General features: G+C 69.8%; 14 protein-coding genes, 1 tRNA gene and 1 pseudogene. 9 read left to right on the forward strand and 7 right to left on the reverse strand.

Features of this window, described 5'->3' with window-relative positions; genetic code table 11:
- Positions 1–105: 105 nt before the first annotated feature.
- The gene (gene msrP, locus JMO03_RS15385) at positions 106–1,074 is read right to left on the reverse strand and encodes a protein-methionine-sulfoxide reductase catalytic subunit MsrP (protein ID WP_202844628.1); all 969 of its coding nucleotides are present in this window, start codon (positions 1,072–1,074) and stop codon (positions 106–108) included.
- Positions 1,075–1,197: 123 nt separating this feature from the next.
- Between msrP and serC the strand changes: the two genes are divergently transcribed.
- From serC to aroA, 3 genes are all read left to right on the forward strand, one after another.
- Positions 1,198–2,295, forward strand: coding sequence for a phosphoserine transaminase (gene serC, locus JMO03_RS15390; protein WP_202844629.1), 1,098 nt, complete (start codon positions 1,198–1,200; stop codon positions 2,293–2,295).
- Positions 2,288–3,532 carry a prephenate dehydratase gene (gene pheA / locus JMO03_RS15395; protein WP_202844630.1) on the forward strand — a complete coding sequence of 415 codons (1,245 nt, stop codon included), beginning with the start codon at positions 2,288–2,290 and terminating at the stop codon, positions 3,530–3,532. Before serC ends, pheA begins: the two co-directional genes overlap by 8 nt.
- A 133-nt stretch (positions 3,533–3,665) precedes the next feature.
- The gene (aroA, locus tag JMO03_RS15400; RefSeq protein ID WP_202844631.1) at positions 3,666–4,985 is read left to right on the forward strand and encodes a 3-phosphoshikimate 1-carboxyvinyltransferase; all 1,320 of its coding nucleotides are present in this window, start codon (positions 3,666–3,668) and stop codon (positions 4,983–4,985) included.
- 672 nt (positions 4,986–5,657) lie between these two features.
- Here the strand turns inward: aroA and JMO03_RS15405 are convergent.
- Together JMO03_RS15405 and JMO03_RS15410 are read right to left on the reverse strand one after the other, a co-directional pair.
- Positions 5,658–6,233, reverse strand: a complete 576-nt coding sequence (locus tag JMO03_RS15405; RefSeq protein ID WP_202844632.1) for an energy transducer TonB — start codon at positions 6,231–6,233, stop codon at positions 5,658–5,660.
- Positions 6,234–6,323: 90 nt separating this feature from the next.
- Positions 6,324–6,998: an energy transducer TonB gene (locus JMO03_RS15410; RefSeq protein ID WP_202844633.1), complete on the reverse strand. Its 675-nt coding sequence runs from the start codon at positions 6,996–6,998 to the stop codon at positions 6,324–6,326.
- 123 nt (positions 6,999–7,121) lie between these two features.
- On the opposite strand from JMO03_RS15410, the gene serS reads away from it, so the two are divergent.
- Complete coding sequence (gene serS, locus JMO03_RS15415; protein WP_202844634.1) at positions 7,122–8,402, forward strand: serine--tRNA ligase; 1,281 nt, start codon at positions 7,122–7,124, stop codon at positions 8,400–8,402.
- Positions 8,403–8,486: 84 nt separating this feature from the next.
- On the opposite strand, the gene JMO03_RS15420 is transcribed toward serS, so the two are convergent.
- The 3 genes from JMO03_RS15420 to JMO03_RS15430 form a co-directional block, all read right to left on the reverse strand.
- Positions 8,487–10,331 (reverse strand): serine hydrolase, encoded by a 1,845-nt coding sequence (locus tag JMO03_RS15420; RefSeq protein ID WP_202844635.1) that lies wholly within the window; start codon positions 10,329–10,331, stop codon positions 8,487–8,489.
- Between the two features lie 120 nt (positions 10,332–10,451).
- Complete coding sequence (locus JMO03_RS15425; RefSeq protein WP_202844636.1) at positions 10,452–10,916, reverse strand: hypothetical protein; 465 nt, start codon at positions 10,914–10,916, stop codon at positions 10,452–10,454.
- 117 nt (positions 10,917–11,033) lie between these two features.
- Complete coding sequence (locus JMO03_RS15430) at positions 11,034–11,612, reverse strand: FMN-dependent NADH-azoreductase (protein WP_202844637.1); 579 nt, start codon at positions 11,610–11,612, stop codon at positions 11,034–11,036.
- A gap of 115 nt (positions 11,613–11,727) precedes the next feature.
- Between JMO03_RS15430 and JMO03_RS15435 the strand changes: the two are divergent.
- Positions 11,728–12,645, forward strand: a pseudogene (locus tag JMO03_RS15435) (LysR substrate-binding domain-containing protein); the annotation flags it as partial.
- Positions 12,646–12,823: 178 nt separating this feature from the next.
- Positions 12,824–12,911, forward strand: a tRNA-Ser gene (locus JMO03_RS15440).
- 113 nt (positions 12,912–13,024) lie between these two features.
- Here the strand turns inward: JMO03_RS15440 and JMO03_RS15445 are convergent.
- Positions 13,025–13,258 carry a hypothetical protein gene (locus JMO03_RS15445; RefSeq protein ID WP_202844639.1) on the reverse strand — a complete coding sequence of 78 codons (234 nt, stop codon included), beginning with the start codon at positions 13,256–13,258 and terminating at the stop codon, positions 13,025–13,027.
- Positions 13,259–13,600: 342 nt separating this feature from the next.
- On the opposite strand from JMO03_RS15445, the gene JMO03_RS15450 reads away from it, so the two are divergent.
- The 3 genes from JMO03_RS15450 to JMO03_RS15460 all read left to right on the forward strand — a co-directional run bounded on the left by JMO03_RS15450 (position 13,601) and on the right by JMO03_RS15460 (position 15,484).
- A complete protein-coding gene (locus JMO03_RS15450; protein ID WP_202844640.1) occupies positions 13,601–14,227 on the forward strand; it encodes a DNA-3-methyladenine glycosylase in 627 nt (208 codons plus the stop codon).
- A gap of 205 nt (positions 14,228–14,432) precedes the next feature.
- Positions 14,433–14,750, forward strand: coding sequence for a YnfA family protein (locus tag JMO03_RS15455; RefSeq protein ID WP_202844641.1), 318 nt, complete (start codon positions 14,433–14,435; stop codon positions 14,748–14,750).
- Positions 14,747–15,484 carry a sulfite exporter TauE/SafE family protein gene (locus tag JMO03_RS15460; protein ID WP_202844642.1) on the forward strand — a complete coding sequence of 246 codons (738 nt, stop codon included), beginning with the start codon at positions 14,747–14,749 and terminating at the stop codon, positions 15,482–15,484. The genes JMO03_RS15455 and JMO03_RS15460 overlap by 4 nt, the downstream gene beginning before the upstream one ends.
- Positions 15,485–15,515: the final 31 nt, after the last annotated feature.

Below are 15,515 nucleotides of genomic sequence, written 5' to 3' on the forward strand. Positions count from 1 at the left end.
GGGGTTCGGGCAGAGGCATTCGCGAGCGGTTGCGCCCGCCCGCGGATGATCATGCAACAGGCGCGCAACGTGCGCAGTCGCGCGGGGCGGCGTGGCCACGGGAGATCAGTACCAGCGCTTGAGGTCCATGCCGGCGTAGAGCGAGGCGACCTGGTCGCCGTAGCCGTTGAACAGGCGCGTGGGGATGCGGTCGGCGAACAGGCGGTTGCCGGTGCCGGCGATGCGGCGCTCGCTGCCCTGGCTCCAGCGCGGATGGTCGACGTCGGGATTGACGTTGCTGTAGAAGCCGTATTCCTCGGGCTGCAGGCGGTTCCATGCGGTGCGCGGCATCTTCTCGGTGAAGCGGATCTCGACGATCGACTTGATGCTCTTGAAGCCGTATTTCCACGGCACCACCAGCCGCACTGGTGCGCCATTCTGCTGCGGCAGCGGCTTGCCGTACAGGCCGGTGGCGAGGAAGGCGAGCGGATGCATGGCCTCGTCGATGCGCAGGCCCTCGCGGTAGGGCCAGTCGATCGAGCGGAACCGCACGCCCGGCATCTGCACCGGATCGGCCAGCGTGGTGAAGGCGACGTACTTCGCCTTCGAGTTCGGCTCGAACCTCTTCAGCACGTCCGCCAGCGGCACGCCCAGCCAGGGGATCACCATCGACCAGCCTTCGACGCAGCGCAGACGGTAGACGCGTTCCTCCGGAGTGATCCCCTTGAGCAGGTCCTCGAGGCCGATGGTGCCGGGCCTGGCGCATTCGCCGGAGACGGCCACGTTCCAGGGCGAGGTCCTGAGCGTCTTCGCCGCCTTCGACGGATCGACCTTGTCGGTGCCGAACTCGTAGAAGTTGTTGTAGCTGGTGATGTCCTCGTAGCGGGTGAGCGGCTCGTCGGTGCGGAAGCCGGACTTCGCCTGCGCGGGTGTCACCACCGCTTTCGCGGGCGGTGGCGGTTCGGCCTCGGCGCAACCGGCCAGCGGCAGCAGCGACGCACCCGCGAAGGCGCCGAGCAGGCGTCGCCGTGCGTGGTACACCGTTTCATCGGTAACCGCCGATGCGGGAATCGCGAGCACGCTGCGCAGGGACATGGATGGTTTCCTCCGGAACCGCATCTTGGATCATGCCGGGGCCGAAAAGTTGCACGCCGGCGGCCATCCCGTGGTGCGCTGCGGCATACTAATGCGCTTCCTCCAACCGGCCCGTGAAGTCCGATGGCGCGCGCGTACAACTTCAGCCCCGGCCCCGCCGCATTGCCCGAGGCGGTCCTGCGCCAGGCGCAGGCGGACATGCTCGAATGGGGCGACGCCCGGGCATCGATCGTCGAGATCAGCCATCGCGGCCCGGAGTTCCTGCAGGTCGCGCGCCAGGCCGAGGCCGACCTGCGCACGCTGCTCGCGATTCCCGACGACTACGCGGTGTTGTTCCCCGCCGGCGGCGCCACCACGCAGCAGGCGTTGATCGCGCTGAACTTCGCAGACGCGGGGCAGCGCGTCGATTACGTGGTCAGCGGCCACTGGGGCAAGACCGCGTTGAAGCAACTGGTCTCGGTCGACGTCAACATCGCCGCCAGCGGCGAAGCGGACGGCTTCCGCACGATTCCCGCGCGCGAAACCTGGCGGCTGTCCAAGGATGCCGCCTACGTGCACGTCACCGCCAACGAGACCATCCACGGGGTCGAGTTCCGGCCCGGGTGGGGGCAGGTGCCGCCGGACACCGGCGAGGTGCCGCTGTTCGCCGACTTCAGCTCGAGCATCGCCTCCGAGCCGATCGACGTGTCGAAGTACGGATTGATCTACGCCGGGGCGCAGAAGAACCTCGGCCCGGTCGGCATCAGCGTGGTGATCGTGCGCCGCGACCTGCTCGAACGCGCCGGCCAGCCGCGCGCGGACATCTTCGACTACCGCTCGCAGCTGGCGAACGAGTCGATGCTCAACACCCCGCCGACCTGGAACTGGTATGTGCTGGGCCAGACCGTGCGCTGGATGATCGAACAGGGCGGCACTGCCGAGTTCGACCGCCGCAGCGCACTCAAATCGAAGCTGCTGTACGAAGCGATCGACGGCTCCGGCGGGTTCTACCGCAACGACGTCGACCCGTCGGTGCGCTCGCGCATGAACGTGCCGTTCTTCCTGGTCGACGCCGCGCTCGACGCCGCGTTTCTGGACGGCGCGCGCGAGGCGGGACTGATCGGTCTCAAGGGCCATCGCGTCCTCGGCGGCATGCGCGCCTCGATCTACAACGCGATGCCGGTCGCGGGCGTGCAGGCGCTGGTCGATTACATGCAGGAGTTCCGCAGGCACCATGGCTAAGCGCATCCCGGGAAAATCCGGCAAGGCTTCGAAGGCGCCATCGAAGGCACCGGCCAAAGCGCCCGCGGCGAAGCCGGCATCGCGGAAGAAAGTCGCCGCGGCGACCGCGGTGGGAGCCGATGCCTCCGCGCGCAGCCGCGTCGAGTTCGCCAAGCAGGCCAGGCCCGACCTCGCCGCGGTGCGCGCGCAGATCGACGGCATCGACCACGAGATCCAGTCGCTGATCGCCGAGCGCGCGCTGTGGGCGCACCAGGTCGGCAAGGCCAAGGGCAAGCTCGCCGCCGCGATCGACTACTACCGCCCCGAGCGCGAGGCGCAGGTGCTGCGGCGGGTGGTCGACCGCAACGACGGCCCGCTCTCGGACGAGGTGCTGGTGCGCCTGTTCCGCGAGATCATGTCGGCCTGCCTGGCCCAGCAGGAGCCGTTGAAGATCGGCTACCTCGGCCCCGAGGGCACGTTCTCGCAGCAGGCGGTGCACAAGCACTTCGGGCATTCCGCGCGCGGACTGCCGCTGGTGAGCATCGAGGAGGTGTTCGACGAGGTCACGGCCGGCAACGCGGACTTCGGCGTGGTGCCGGTGGAGAATTCCGGCCAGGGCACGATCCAGTCCACGCTCGACATGTTCCTGACCTCGCCGTTGAAGATCTGCGGCGAGGTGGAACTGCGCGTGCACCAGTACCTGCTCTCGCGTACCGGCCACCTCGAGGACGTCGAGCGCGTGTATTCGCACGGCATGTCGCTGGCGCAGTGCAAGAACTGGCTGCGGCAGAACCTGCCTGACGTGCACAAGGAAGCGGTCGCGAGCAACGCCGAGGCGGTGCGACGGGCGAAGAAGTCGGACGACGCGGCCGCCATCGCAGGCGAGAACGCCGCCCACGTCTACGGCATGAAGGTCGTCGCCGGCCCCATCGAGGATCGTACCGACAACACCACGCGTTTCCTGGTGGTGGGCCGTGCGTCCTTCCCGCCCTCGGGCAACGACCGCACCTCGCTGATGGTGTCGATCCGCGACCAGCCCGGCGCGCTGTACAAGATCCTCGAACCGCTGGCGCGCCGCGCCATCAGCATGAACCGGATCGAGTCGCGGCCCGCGCACGGGGCGCTGTGGCAGTACGCATTCTTCATCGATGTCGAAGGCCACGTCGACGAATCGCCGCTGAAGGACGCGCTGGCCGAAATCGACGATTTCGCCGGCGACGTGCACGTGCTGGGCTCGTATCCGGTCGCGGTGCCGTGAGCGGACGTGGTGGCGGCAAGCCCCGTCGCGCGGGGCGCAACGGTCGTGCCTGCCTGCACAAGGCGCGTAGCCACATTGGCGAGGCGATGCGGGCGGCGACGCCTCCCAAAGGATCTTCATTTCGGGACACGCCATGAGCAGCGCCACGGGCAGGGACTGGATCGCATCGAAGGGCACGCCGCTGCGCGGCGAACTCGCGGTGCCGGGCGACAAATCGGTCTCGCACCGGGCGATCATGCTGGCCTCGCTGGCCGATGGCGTCTCGCGCGTGGAGGGTTTCCTCGAAGGCGAGGACGCGCGCGCGACCGAGGCGATCTTCCGCAGCATGGGCGTGCATATCGAAGCGCCGGAAGCGGGCGGCCGCATCGTCCACGGCGTCGGCGTCGACGGTCTGCGCGCGCCCGCGGGGCCGCTCGACTGCGGCAACGCCGGCACCGGCATGCGCCTGCTGGCGGGCCTGCTGGCGGGTCAGTCGTTCGACACTACGCTCATCGGCGACGCCTCGCTGTCGAAGCGGCCGATGCGCCGCGTCACCGTGCCGTTGTCCAGGATGGGCGCGCGCATCGACACCGGCGAAGGCGGCGTGCCGCCGCTGCGCATCCACGGCGGCGGCGCGCTGCAGGGTATCGACATCGAAACCGAGGTCGCGAGCGCGCAGGTCAAGTCGGCCCTGCTGCTGGCGGGCCTGTACGCGCGCGGAACCACCACCGTGCGCGAACCGCATCCGACCCGCGACTACACCGAGCGCATGCTGCAGGCGCTGGGCTGGCCGATCGAGTTCTCGCCCGGGTTCGCACGACTCGAGGGCGGCCATCGCCTGGCCGCGCGCGACATCGTGGTGCCGGCGGATTTCTCCTCCGCCGCGTTCTTCATCGTCGCCGCGACGCTCGTGCCCGGCTCGGAACTGGTACTGCGTCGGGTCGGCATGAATCCGCGCCGTACCGGCCTGTTGCATGTGCTGCGCCTGATGGGCGCCGAGATCCGCGAAACGCCCGCGGGCGAGCAGGGCGGAGAACAGGTCAGCGACCTCGTGGTGCGGCATGCGCCGCTGCGCGGCATCGAGGTGCCGGTGGAACACGTGGCCGACATGATCGACGAGTTCCCGGCGCTGTTCGTCGCTGCGGTCCATGCGCAGGGCACGACCGTGGTGCGCGGCGCGGCCGAGCTGCGGGTCAAGGAATCCGACCGGATCGCGACGATGGCGGCGGGGCTGCGCACCCTCGGCGCGCGGATGGACGAAACGCCGGACGGCGCCGCCGTCCACGGCGGCGCGCAACTGCAGGGTGGCGGGGTCGAGAGCCATGGCGACCATCGCATCGCGATGTCGTTCGCGATCGCCGCGCAGCTGGCGGATGGCGAGGTCCGGATCGGCGACATCGCCAATGTCGCCACCTCGTTCCCGGGGTTCGACGCCCTGGCGACGCGCACCGGGTTCGGCCTGCGCGAGGCCTGACGACAGGTCGGGCACGGCGACGCCGCTGCCAGCGGAGTCTTGGCCGCGTCATGGCATTGCGGCGTGCCCTGCGGCTTCGACGCCGTTCGTGGTGGACGATCCCGGGCGTGCCAGCCAAGGAGAACCGGAGGCCGGCGCCTGCGGCAGCCGTTGGCGCCCGCCCGGGCCGGATTCGCCACAAGGCACAGGCGCTGCAGTGGGCCTCCGGCGTGGTCGTGGACCCCACGCGCCCGCGGAAGGGGAACACGATCCCTGTCATCCCGAGCGCAGCGAGGGATCTGCTCCACGGCGGCAGGATCCCTCGCTGCGCTCGGGATGACATCCGGGCTTGTTGCGAGCCATCCCGGAGCATGACGATGTCGGCGCATCGGGTTCGTTGCGAACCATCCCGGGGAATTGCGACGCCGGCGCCTCACATGCGATCCGCGCTCGCCGATGTCGTGGTCGATGACCCCGCGCGCCCGCAGACGGGAACACGATCCCTGTCATCCCGAGCGCAGCGAGGGATCTGCTCCACGGCAGCAAGATCCCTCGCTGCGCTCGGGATGACATCCGGGCTTCTTGCGAGCCCATCCTGGAGGATCGCGACGCTGGCGCCTCACATGCGATGCACGCCTCCGGCACGCGAGGAACCCCGGCTGCAGCACGGCGATTGCAGCGCGACGGCGCCGCTTACCGTGTTTCCAGCCGGAAGTCGACGGGCACCTGGACGCTCGATTCGACCGCCTTGCCGTCGCGCATGGCCGGCTCGAACCTCCAGCCACGCACGGCCTGCAGTGCCGCGCGATCGAGGTCGCGCGAGCTGCTGCGACGGGCCACGGAGACATCGGTGGGCACGCCGTCCGCGCCTACCTCGACCAGGACCAGCACCGTGCCCTCGATCCCGGAGCGCAGGGCGGTCGCCGGGTACTCGGGCGGGGTCTGCGTGAGCGGGCGGGCGTCGCGGTCGATCGGTGCCGCCGGTCGGGCGCGTTCGGGCGTGGTGTCCCGTGGCGCAGGCGCGGTGGAGACGGGGGATTGCGACGGTTCGGGGACGGTTTCGCCGATGGGGGTCGGTTCCGGCACCGTCCCGGCATCGTCGCGGCCGAGGAAGTACCAGGCGGTGGCGATGATCGCCAGCAGCAGCAGGATCCACAGCACCATGCTGGCGCCGCCGCCGCGGCGCGGCGGGACGTCATCGCTGCGGACATCGGGGCGCGGATCGGGGTCGCGCGGAGGACGGCGTTCCGGGTTCGTCGGGTCGGACATGGCGTTGGCCTCTGCCTTCGGGGATGAATGGACCATTCCATGCCAGCCGTGCAGGGCGCGTCGCCGCGGCGTCAACGGCAGGTGACGGCGTCAGCGCGGTGCGTCGAAGCTGATGACCTGTTCGACGGTCCCGGGCACGGCGATGCCGTCGCGCATCGCCGGCTGGAAGCGCCAGCGACGTACCGCGCGGATCGCGGCCCGGTCCAGCTCGCGGTATCGGCTGCTGCCGACCACCGTGACCGATCCCGGGCGGCCGTCGGCGCCGACTTCGATGCGCAACACCACGTCGCCGGACGCACCCGCGCGCAGCGCGGAGCTGGGATAGTCGGGCGGCGGTGCGGACAGCGGGCGCGGCATCGCCGCATCGGCGATCGCACCGGCGGCGGCTGGCGTCGCCTGTCCTCCAGGCGCGTCGGAGAGCGTCGTCTGCGCATGCGCCGGCAGGGTGGCGTGCTGGTCGATGCGCGGCGCTTCGGCACGCTCCGGTGGCCGGTCGTCCATGCCGCTCGCCGCCGACTCCCCGGCAGGCAGCGGCGTCGGCAGCGGATCGAACACCTGGCCGGGCACGCCGGTCGGGCCATCCGGTCCGGCGCGATGGAACTCGAATTCGTCGCGCTTGTTCGACAGCACCAGCGCGAACAGCAGCAGCCCGGCCACGACCGCACCGGCCACCAGCCACCACGCGCGCCCGGCGGGCAGGAAGCGGGCGAACCGGCGCGAGAAGGGAGATGACGCAGGAGGCGTGGACGCGGGCGGCGTGGACATGCGGCGACGATGCGGAAAAAAAACGGTGCCCGGATTCTGGCACAAGCGCCGCGCCATGGCCCGATGCGGCAGCACCCGTGCTTCTCGGCGATAATCCGTGCCTTCCCGCCGCATTCCTCCGTCATGCTCGAACCGAACCTGCTCCGCCAGCACCTCGCCGACACCGCCGCGCGCCTGCAGGCCGCGCGCGGGTTCGCGCTTCCGGTGGACCGCCTGCAGGCGCTGGAAGCCGAACGCAAGCAGATCCAGGTGCGTACCCAGGAACTGCAGAACCTGCGCAATACCCGCAGCAAGGCGATCGGGCAGGCCAAGGCGAAGGGCGAGGACGTGGCGCCCCTGCTGGCCGAAGTGGCCGGCCTGGGCGACGAACTGAAGGCCAGCGAGAGCCGGCTCGACGCGATCCGCGCCGAGATCGAGGCGCTCGCGCTGGACGTGCCGAACCTGCCGGATCCGTCGGTGCCCGAAGGCGCGGATGAAACGCAGAACGTCGAGCAGCACAGGCGTGGCGCGCCGCGCGAGTTCGAGTTCGAGGTGAAGGACCATGTCGAGCTCGGCGCCCGCCACGGCTGGCTCGACGGCGATGCCGGGGCGAAGCTTTCGGGCGCGCGCTTCACCGTGCTGCGCGGGCAACTGGCCCGGCTGCATCGGGCACTGGCGCAGTTCATGCTCGACCTGCATGCGCACGAGCACGGTTACGAGGAATGCAACGTCCCGGTCGTCGTCAACCCCGACAGCCTGTACGGCACCGGCCAGTTGCCGAAGTTCGAGGAAGACATGTTCGCCACGCAACTGGGCGAGCACCGCCGTTACCTGATTTCCACCGCCGAGATCTCGCTCACCAACCTCGCCCGCGACGAGATCCTCGAAGCCGAACGCCTGCCGCTACGCATGACCGCGCATTCGCTGTGCTTCCGCTCCGAGGCCGGTAGCGGCGGCCGCGACGTGCGCGGCATGATCCGCCAGCACCAGTTCGAGAAAGTCGAGCTGGTGTCGATCACCCGTCCGGAAGAAAGCGATGCCGAGCACGAGCGGATGACCCGCTGCGCCGAGGTCGTGCTCGAGAAGCTCGGGCTTCCGTATCGCCGGATGCTGCTGTGCTCGGGCGACATGGGGTTTTCCGCGCGCAGGACCTATGACCTGGAGGTCTGGCTGCCTTCGCAGCAGGCATACCGCGAGATCTCGTCGTGCTCGAACTGCGGCGACTTCCAGGCGCGGCGCATGCAGGCGCGCTGGCGCAACCCGGCCACCGGCAAGCCCGAACCGGTGCATACGCTCAACGGTTCGGGGGTCGCGGTCGGCCGCGCCCTGATCGCGGTGATGGAGAACTGCCAGCAGGCGGACGGTTCGATCGACGTGCCCGAGGCCTTGCGGCCGTACATGGGCGGGATCGAGCGGATCGCCTGAGGTCCGCAAGCCGATCCTGGCGTGGAAGAACGACGGCGCCCCGGAGGACGCCGTCGTACCATGCGGTCGATGGAGGACGGTCGCTCAGAACAGGTTGACGTCCGGCCAGAGCGAAACCTCGTCGACGATCTCCTGCAGCATCGCGTTCATCGCCTCCGTGCTGTCGTTCGAGGAGTTGGTGCTCGCGGCGAAACCGAAGCCGTCGTTGCGGCGGCGATAGACCGACATCGTGGCGCTCATCTCGCCGTAGTGCGCGTAGGACGTGGGAAGTACGGTTTCGTGGCGCATGAAGCGCAGCAGGTCGATCGAGGTCGCGATCCAGCCGCCGTGCGAGTCGAAGCGCTGTGGCTTGACGCTGGAATAGGCGCCACCGCCGTAGTACTTCACTTCGTCGGGCTTGCGGTCGGCCTCCTTGTCGCCGCCGATGACCATGCCGCTTGCGCCGGCAGGCTTGAGGATGGCGTCGCGCACGTACGCTTCGTAGGACTTGCGGGACCTGGCCTCGATCACGCGACCGAGCAACGAATAGCCGAAGTTGGAGTACATGTCGTTGGTCTCCGGGTCGTTGTCCGGGTCGTAGTTCGCGGTGCCCGGATCGTAGCCGAGCGGATAGTTGGCGAGCGTCCACTCGATCAGGCCCTTGTGACCGGTGCCGTTGTAGGCGAACATCGGATCGCTCTTGGCGCCGTCCTTGTTGACATTGACGAATCCGCTGCGGTGGCGCACCAGGTGGTCGACGGTGATGTCCTCGATCTTCCTGTTGCCTGACGGCGTCGGGTATTGCCCGCCGAGCACGCTGTTGCTGCCGAACACTTTCGAGCTCGAGTCGAGGCTGGTGTCCTGGATCAGCCTGGCCACCGCGACGCGGGTGATCGGCTTGGAGACACTGGCGATGCGAAAGCGGTGCGCCGGTCCGACCGGTTGGCCACGCTCCTTGTCCGCCAGGCCGTAGCCCGAGGCGAACACCAGCTTCTTGTTGCGGCTGATCGCGATCGACATGCCCGGGATGCCGTTGGCGCGCATGTACGCCTTCACCTTGCGCTCGATCAGCGCCAGGTCCTTCGCACGGAAGGTCGAGTTCTCCCAGACCCCATTGAAGCGCACGCCATTGCCGGCGTTGAAGGCCTCGATATAGCGAGGCTCCCAGCTCTGGTAGCGGTAGTTGTCGAACACCGCCTGGTAGTGCGCGGCGGGGATGCCGTGCCGCGCCGACCACTGCGGTCCGGACGCCCTGGTCCAGATCGCGGCGTAGCGGTCTGTGTTGCCCTGGCGGTAGCCGCTGACCACCTTCAGCCGGTAGCCCTGCTTGCCGAAATCGTCGAAGGCCTTCTGGTAGTCGACCGCCGACAGGCCGTGGCGAGCCACCCAGGCCGGGCCGCCCTTCTCGAAGATCGCGGCGAAGCGCGGCGAGCCGCCGAGGTCGAAGGCGCTGACGTGCGACAGGCCGTAGCCCTGCTTCGACAGGTCGCCGACCACGGTCTGGTACTGCTCGGCGGTCAGGCCGTGGCGGGCCTGCCAGGCCGGACCGCCCTTCTTTTCCCAGATCGCGGCGTAATGGGGCTTGCCGCCGACCGCGTAGCCGTTGACCCAGGTCAGCCGGTAGCCCTGTTTGACGTAGTCGCCGACGGCCGCCTGGTATTGCTCGGGGTCGAGCCCGTGGCGTGCGGCCCACGCGGGACCGCCGGTCTTCTTCCACAGCGCGGCGTAACGCGCGCCACCGCTGTCGTAGCCGGCGATCGAGGTCAGCCGGTACCCCTTCTTGCCGAAGTCGTCGAAGGCCTGCTGGTATTGCGCCGCGGTCATGCCGTGGCGTGCGGCCCACGTGGCCGCGTCGGCCGGCAGCGCCGCCAGCAGGGCCAGCGTGGTGGCGACCAGTGCGGCGGCGATGCGCGCTCGCTGGCGCGGCGCGGGAGGGTGGATCGTGTCCATGGTGGCTCCTGGAGGTTGTGTCGGATGTCGCGCGAGCGGCGGGGCGTCGCCATGTCGCATCGCACGCACGAAGGCAGTCGCGGAACGCGGCGAAAACCCGCCACGCTCCCGGGCGATGGGCTAGGGGTCGGCCTGCGGCACGGGATCGGACCGCGGCGCGTCGTCCCCTTCGACGGCCTTGCGCACGCGGCGCTCCACCGCCGGCATCAGCACCCCGACGAACATCCGCTTGAGCCCGTCCTTCAGTTCCCCGCTGGTGGAGGCCCCGGTGTCCGTGGGTTCGGACGCGGTATCGGCCGCGTCCAGTGGATCGGCGGGATCTGCCGCAAAGGCGTCGTCCTGAGATTGCGAAAGGGAGTCGAACGGCTCCCCGGATCCGGCGCCCGGTCCGGCATCCGCTTCGGACCCGGCATCGGCTCCGGCGGACGGATCGTCGAACGGGTCTGCTCCGGCTTCCTCGAACTCGCCCTGTAGGCCGTATCCGGTCTCGGTGTCCGACTCGTCGGCCGGTGGCTGCGCCATGGCGGGCAGCGCCAGCGCCAGGGCGAGCGCCAGCAGGAACAGGGTGGGGCGGGTGCGTTTCATGTCGATCTCCTGGGAACGGGAACCGGTGGCCGACGGCCACCTGTTCCTGCAGTCGGGATCGACGGGAGAAACCCGCCACGCGACCGCGCCCGTGGCGGGCGCGGCCTGGGTGCCGTTTCAGGCTGCCTTGCGTTCCGGCGCGGGCAGGGCGCCGAGGGCATTGGCGATCGACGCGGCGCGGTGTTCCGGGGACAGCCCGATGCCGTCCGCGCGCACGAGCTCGATGTCCTCCACGCCGAGGAAGCCCAGCGCATGTCGCAGGTAGGGTTCGACGAAGTCGGACGGCTGGCCGTCGTGCAGGCCCCCGGACGCGGTGGCGACGATCACCCGCTTGCCGCCCGCCAGGCCCTCGGGACCGTTGGCGGTGTAGCGGAAGGTGCGTCCGCGCACGGCGATGCGGTCGATCCAGGCCTTGAGCGTGGACGGGATGCCGAAGTTGTACATCGGCGCGCCGATCACCACGACGTCGGCTTCCAGGAACTCGCGCAGGGTGGCCTCGCCGCGCGCGGCTTCGAGCGCGTCGCTGCCGGGCAGGGTAGCCGCGGACAGGTGCGGCAGGGGGTCGCGGGCGAGATCGCGGGACTGGACTTCCAGCCCACTCACCCGGGTGCGCCAGCGTGCGACGATGGCGGCGGTGAGTTCGCGGGTGACCGACTGGTCGCCCAGGACGCTCGAATCGATCTGCAGCAGTTTCATGGGCCTGTCTCCTCGGGTTCGTTCGGCGGGCGCCGACGGGGAGACACATTAGTTCGTTGCATCAATAGGATAAACGTGGTCAAATGCCACGCATCGTTCTATTCAGGAGGTTAACGTGCAGGACCTCAACGATCTGTACTACTTCGCGATGGTGGTCGACCACGGCGGCTTCGCCGCTGCCGAGCGTGCGCTCGGGATTCCGAAGTCGCGCCTGAGCCGCCGCATCAGCCAGCTCGAGAACGAGCTCGGGGTGCGGCTGCTGCAGCGTTCCACGCGCCGCTTCGCCGTCACCGACGTCGGCCAGAGCGTGCACCGCCACGCCCAGTCGATGCTGGCCGAGGCGACCGCCGCGCGCGAGGTCGTCGACCGGCTCAGCGCGGAGCCGCGCGGGGTGGTGAAGGCCAGCGTGCCGGTGGGCGTGGCGCAACAGTTGATGCCCAAGCTGCTGCCGGATTTCCTGGCGCGGTTCCCGGACGTTCGCGTGCAGTTGCACGTCAGCAACCGCCGCGTGGACGTGATCAACGAAGGCTTCGACGTGGCGATCCGCGTGCGCACCAAGTTCGACGACGATGGCAGCCTGGTGATGCGCAGCTTCGGCATGATCCAGGAACTGCTGGTCGCAAGCCCGCGCTACCTCGACCGGGCCGGTCGTCCGAAGACCCCCGAGGACCTCGAAGGCCACACCTCGATGAGCATGGGCGAGGACGAGGGCCGGCAGCGCTGGGAGTTGCAGGGGCGCGATGGCGAGGTGCGCCGGATCGAACTCAAGCCGCGGGTTTCGGGCTTCGATTTCCCGATGCTGATGGACCTGGCCAAGCAGGGCCTGGGCATCACCATGCTGCCCGAGACCTTGTGCGCCGACGCGGTGCGCAACGGCGAACTGGAAGTGGTGCTGCCCGACTGGCGACTGCCGCAGGGCGTCGCCCACGCGGTGTTCGCATCGCGACGCGGCATGCTGCCGGCGGTACGCGTGTTCATCGATTTCCTTGCCGAGCGCCTGCCGACGCTGATCGAGGAATCCAGCCTCAACTGCCGGCACTGCGGCAAGGACGGCGATGCGAGCGTGGACACGGCGCGGATGGCCGGTTCCCGTCGCAAGCCGGAGGCGGCGCCCGCGCATGCGAGCGTGCGTTGACGCTGTGCGCGTCCGACGTGAAGCGGCGGCCGCGCCAGCGCAGCGAGGGCCCAAACCGGCGACAATGGGCATAGCCGGAAGGGTGGCAGAGTGGTCGATTGCAGCGGTCTTGAAAACCGCCGATGGGAAACCATCCGTGGGTTCGAATCCCACCCCTTCCGCCAGATCGTTCCAGCGTCCGGTCCGGGCGGCGCAATGCGCGTGCGCGCGGAGCGGGCGGTGTGCCGGTGTCCCGAGGTGCGCTGGCCTCCGTCAGGAAGGCCGCGCCCGGCGCGCCTCACTGGACCTGCATGACATCCTCGAGCCGCTCCAGCAGTTCGCGCGGACCCAGCTCGAACAGCGCATAGGCATCTGAGAATTCGAGCGGGTCGGTGAGGACCCCGCCGGTCGCCGGATGGTCGCTCAGGGGCACGTAGACGCTGAGGTCCGACGCGCCGATGCGCGGGGGCAGGGGACCAGGGCAATCCCTGGTGACCCCGTGCCACGGTCCGCCCAAGAAGGTCACGTGCATGTCGGTCGCTCCCAGCCTGGAAACACGCTAGACAGACAGGCGTGATGGAGGCGTCTTCGGCCAGCCGCCAACCCCTGGCAGCCGCACCGCTGACGCCATCTTCCCACGCCTGGCGTACCGTTCGCCCCGTGCAGATCTGCAGAATGGCCATGACGGACCGAAGGACAGCGCTACCGGCGCGCCGACGCATCGGCAATCGGGATGTGCAGGAACGGGGCGCGCAAGCCGCCGCACTGCGCTTGCAGGCGGTCGCAGGCATGGCGGCAGAAGGGCGCGTCGCTGACGGCTCGCCGGCGTCCGAGCGGGGTCTGGGCAGCGCCCGGATGGCGGATCGCGATCGCGATGGCTGATCGCGAGCCGTTGCCGCGCAGCTTCTACCTGCGCCATCCGGCGATCGTCGCGCCGGAGCTGCTGAACAAGATCCTCGTGCGTGCGGACGGTCGCGCCGGTCGCATCGTGGAGGTCGAGGCCTACGCCGGCAGCGAGGACCCGGCGGCGCACTCGCATCGCGGCCCGACCGCGCGCAACGCCAGCATGTTCGGGCCGGGCGGGCATCTGTATGTGTACCTGAACTACGGCATCCACTGGTGCGCGAACGCGGTCTGCGGCGAGGCGGGCGAAGGCCACGGGATCCTGCTGCGGGCGATCGAACCTCTCGCCGGGCTCCACCTGATGCGGCATGCGCGGGGGAAGCCGGCCAGGGACCGGGATATCGGGTCCGGCCCGGGCCGGCTCGGTCAGGCGATGGGCATCACCCGGGCGCTCGATGGCGCCGATCTCGTGACCGGGGAAGCGGGGCTGTGGATCGTGTCCGATGGCGTACCGCCACCGGAGTTCCCCGTGGTCGGCCCCCGCGTGGGTATCAGCCAAGCCGTCGAGTTGCCATGGCGCTGGTCGGTGCCCGCGAACCCGCACGTGTCGAAGGGTCGGCCCCGGCCCGGAGCGGGTCCCCGGCGTTCGCCGCGATGAGCGCCGGTCGCGTCATGGTCCCGGCCCGTGGATCCGCCGGGATCGCGCACCGTGTCGCGATGACGGCCCGGATATAGCATTCTGAGGGCTCTTCCGAACGGACCCCGAGGCCTGCAGGAAGCCCGTTCCGATCGATTCGCCGGCGACCTCCGGCGTGATCGCCGCCGTCGGACGAACCGCACAATCCGGCGCAAGGCGACTCCACGTGAAGACATTCGGCCTGTTCCTCATCACCGCGCTGGCCGAGATCATCGGCTGCTATCTGCCGTACCTGTGGCTGAAGCAGGGACGGTCGGCCTGGCTGCTGTTGCCGGCGGCGCTGTGCCTGGCGGCGTTCGTGTGGCTGCTCACGCTCCACGGCACCGCCGCCGGGCGGGTCTACGCCGCCTACGGTGGCGTGTACGTCGCCGCCGCGCTCGCGTGGCTGTGGGCGGTGGACGGGATCCGCCCCACGCCCTGGGATGTCGCCGGAGTGGCGGTGGCGCTGCTGGGCATGGGCATCATCATGTTCCAGCCGCGATGATCGCGGCGGACGCCGCCTGGTGGCTGATCGCCGGGGTCGCGCTGGTCGCGCTGCTCTATTCGTCGGTAGGCCATGCGGGCGCTTCCGGCTACATCGCGGTGATGTCGCTGCTGGGGCTGGCACCGGAACAGATCCGGCCCGCCGCCCTCGTGCTCAATATCCTGGTCGCGTCGATCGCGACCTGGCAGTTCCGTCGTGCCGGGCATTTTTCCTGGCTGCTGTTCTGGCCGTTCGCGCTACTGGCGGTGCCGCTGGCCTTCGTCGGCGGTTCCCTCGATCTGCCGACAAGGCTGTTCAGCCTCCTGGTCGGCGTGGTGCTGCTGGCCTCGGCCGCACAATTGCTCTTGCGGCCACCGCGCGAGGGCGCCACCGGCGTGCCCGGAAAGCCGGTCGCGCTCGCAGCGGGCGCGGGACTCGGGCTGCTGGCGGGCCTGACCGGCACCGGTGGCGGGATCTTCCTCACCCCGCTGCTGATCTTCATGCGCTGGGCGCGCGCGGGCACCGCAGCGGGCGTGTCGGCACCCTTCATCCTGCTCAACTCGGTCGCGGGGCTGGGCGGCAACCTCAGCGCCACGCAGTCGCTGCCGGGCTTCGTCCTGCCGCTGGTGCCGGCGGTGCTCATCGGCGGCTACGTCGGCTCGCACCTGGGCAGCCACCGGTTGCCGCACATCGCGATCAAGCGCCTGCTGGCGGTGGTGCTGGCGATCGCCGGCGCCAAGCTGCTGTTCGCCTGAGGACGCCGCGACCGGCCCGACGGGCGTTCTG

This window comes from Luteimonas saliphila (assembly GCF_016774335.1).
GTDB lineage: Bacteria > Pseudomonadota > Gammaproteobacteria > Xanthomonadales > Xanthomonadaceae > Luteimonas > Luteimonas saliphila.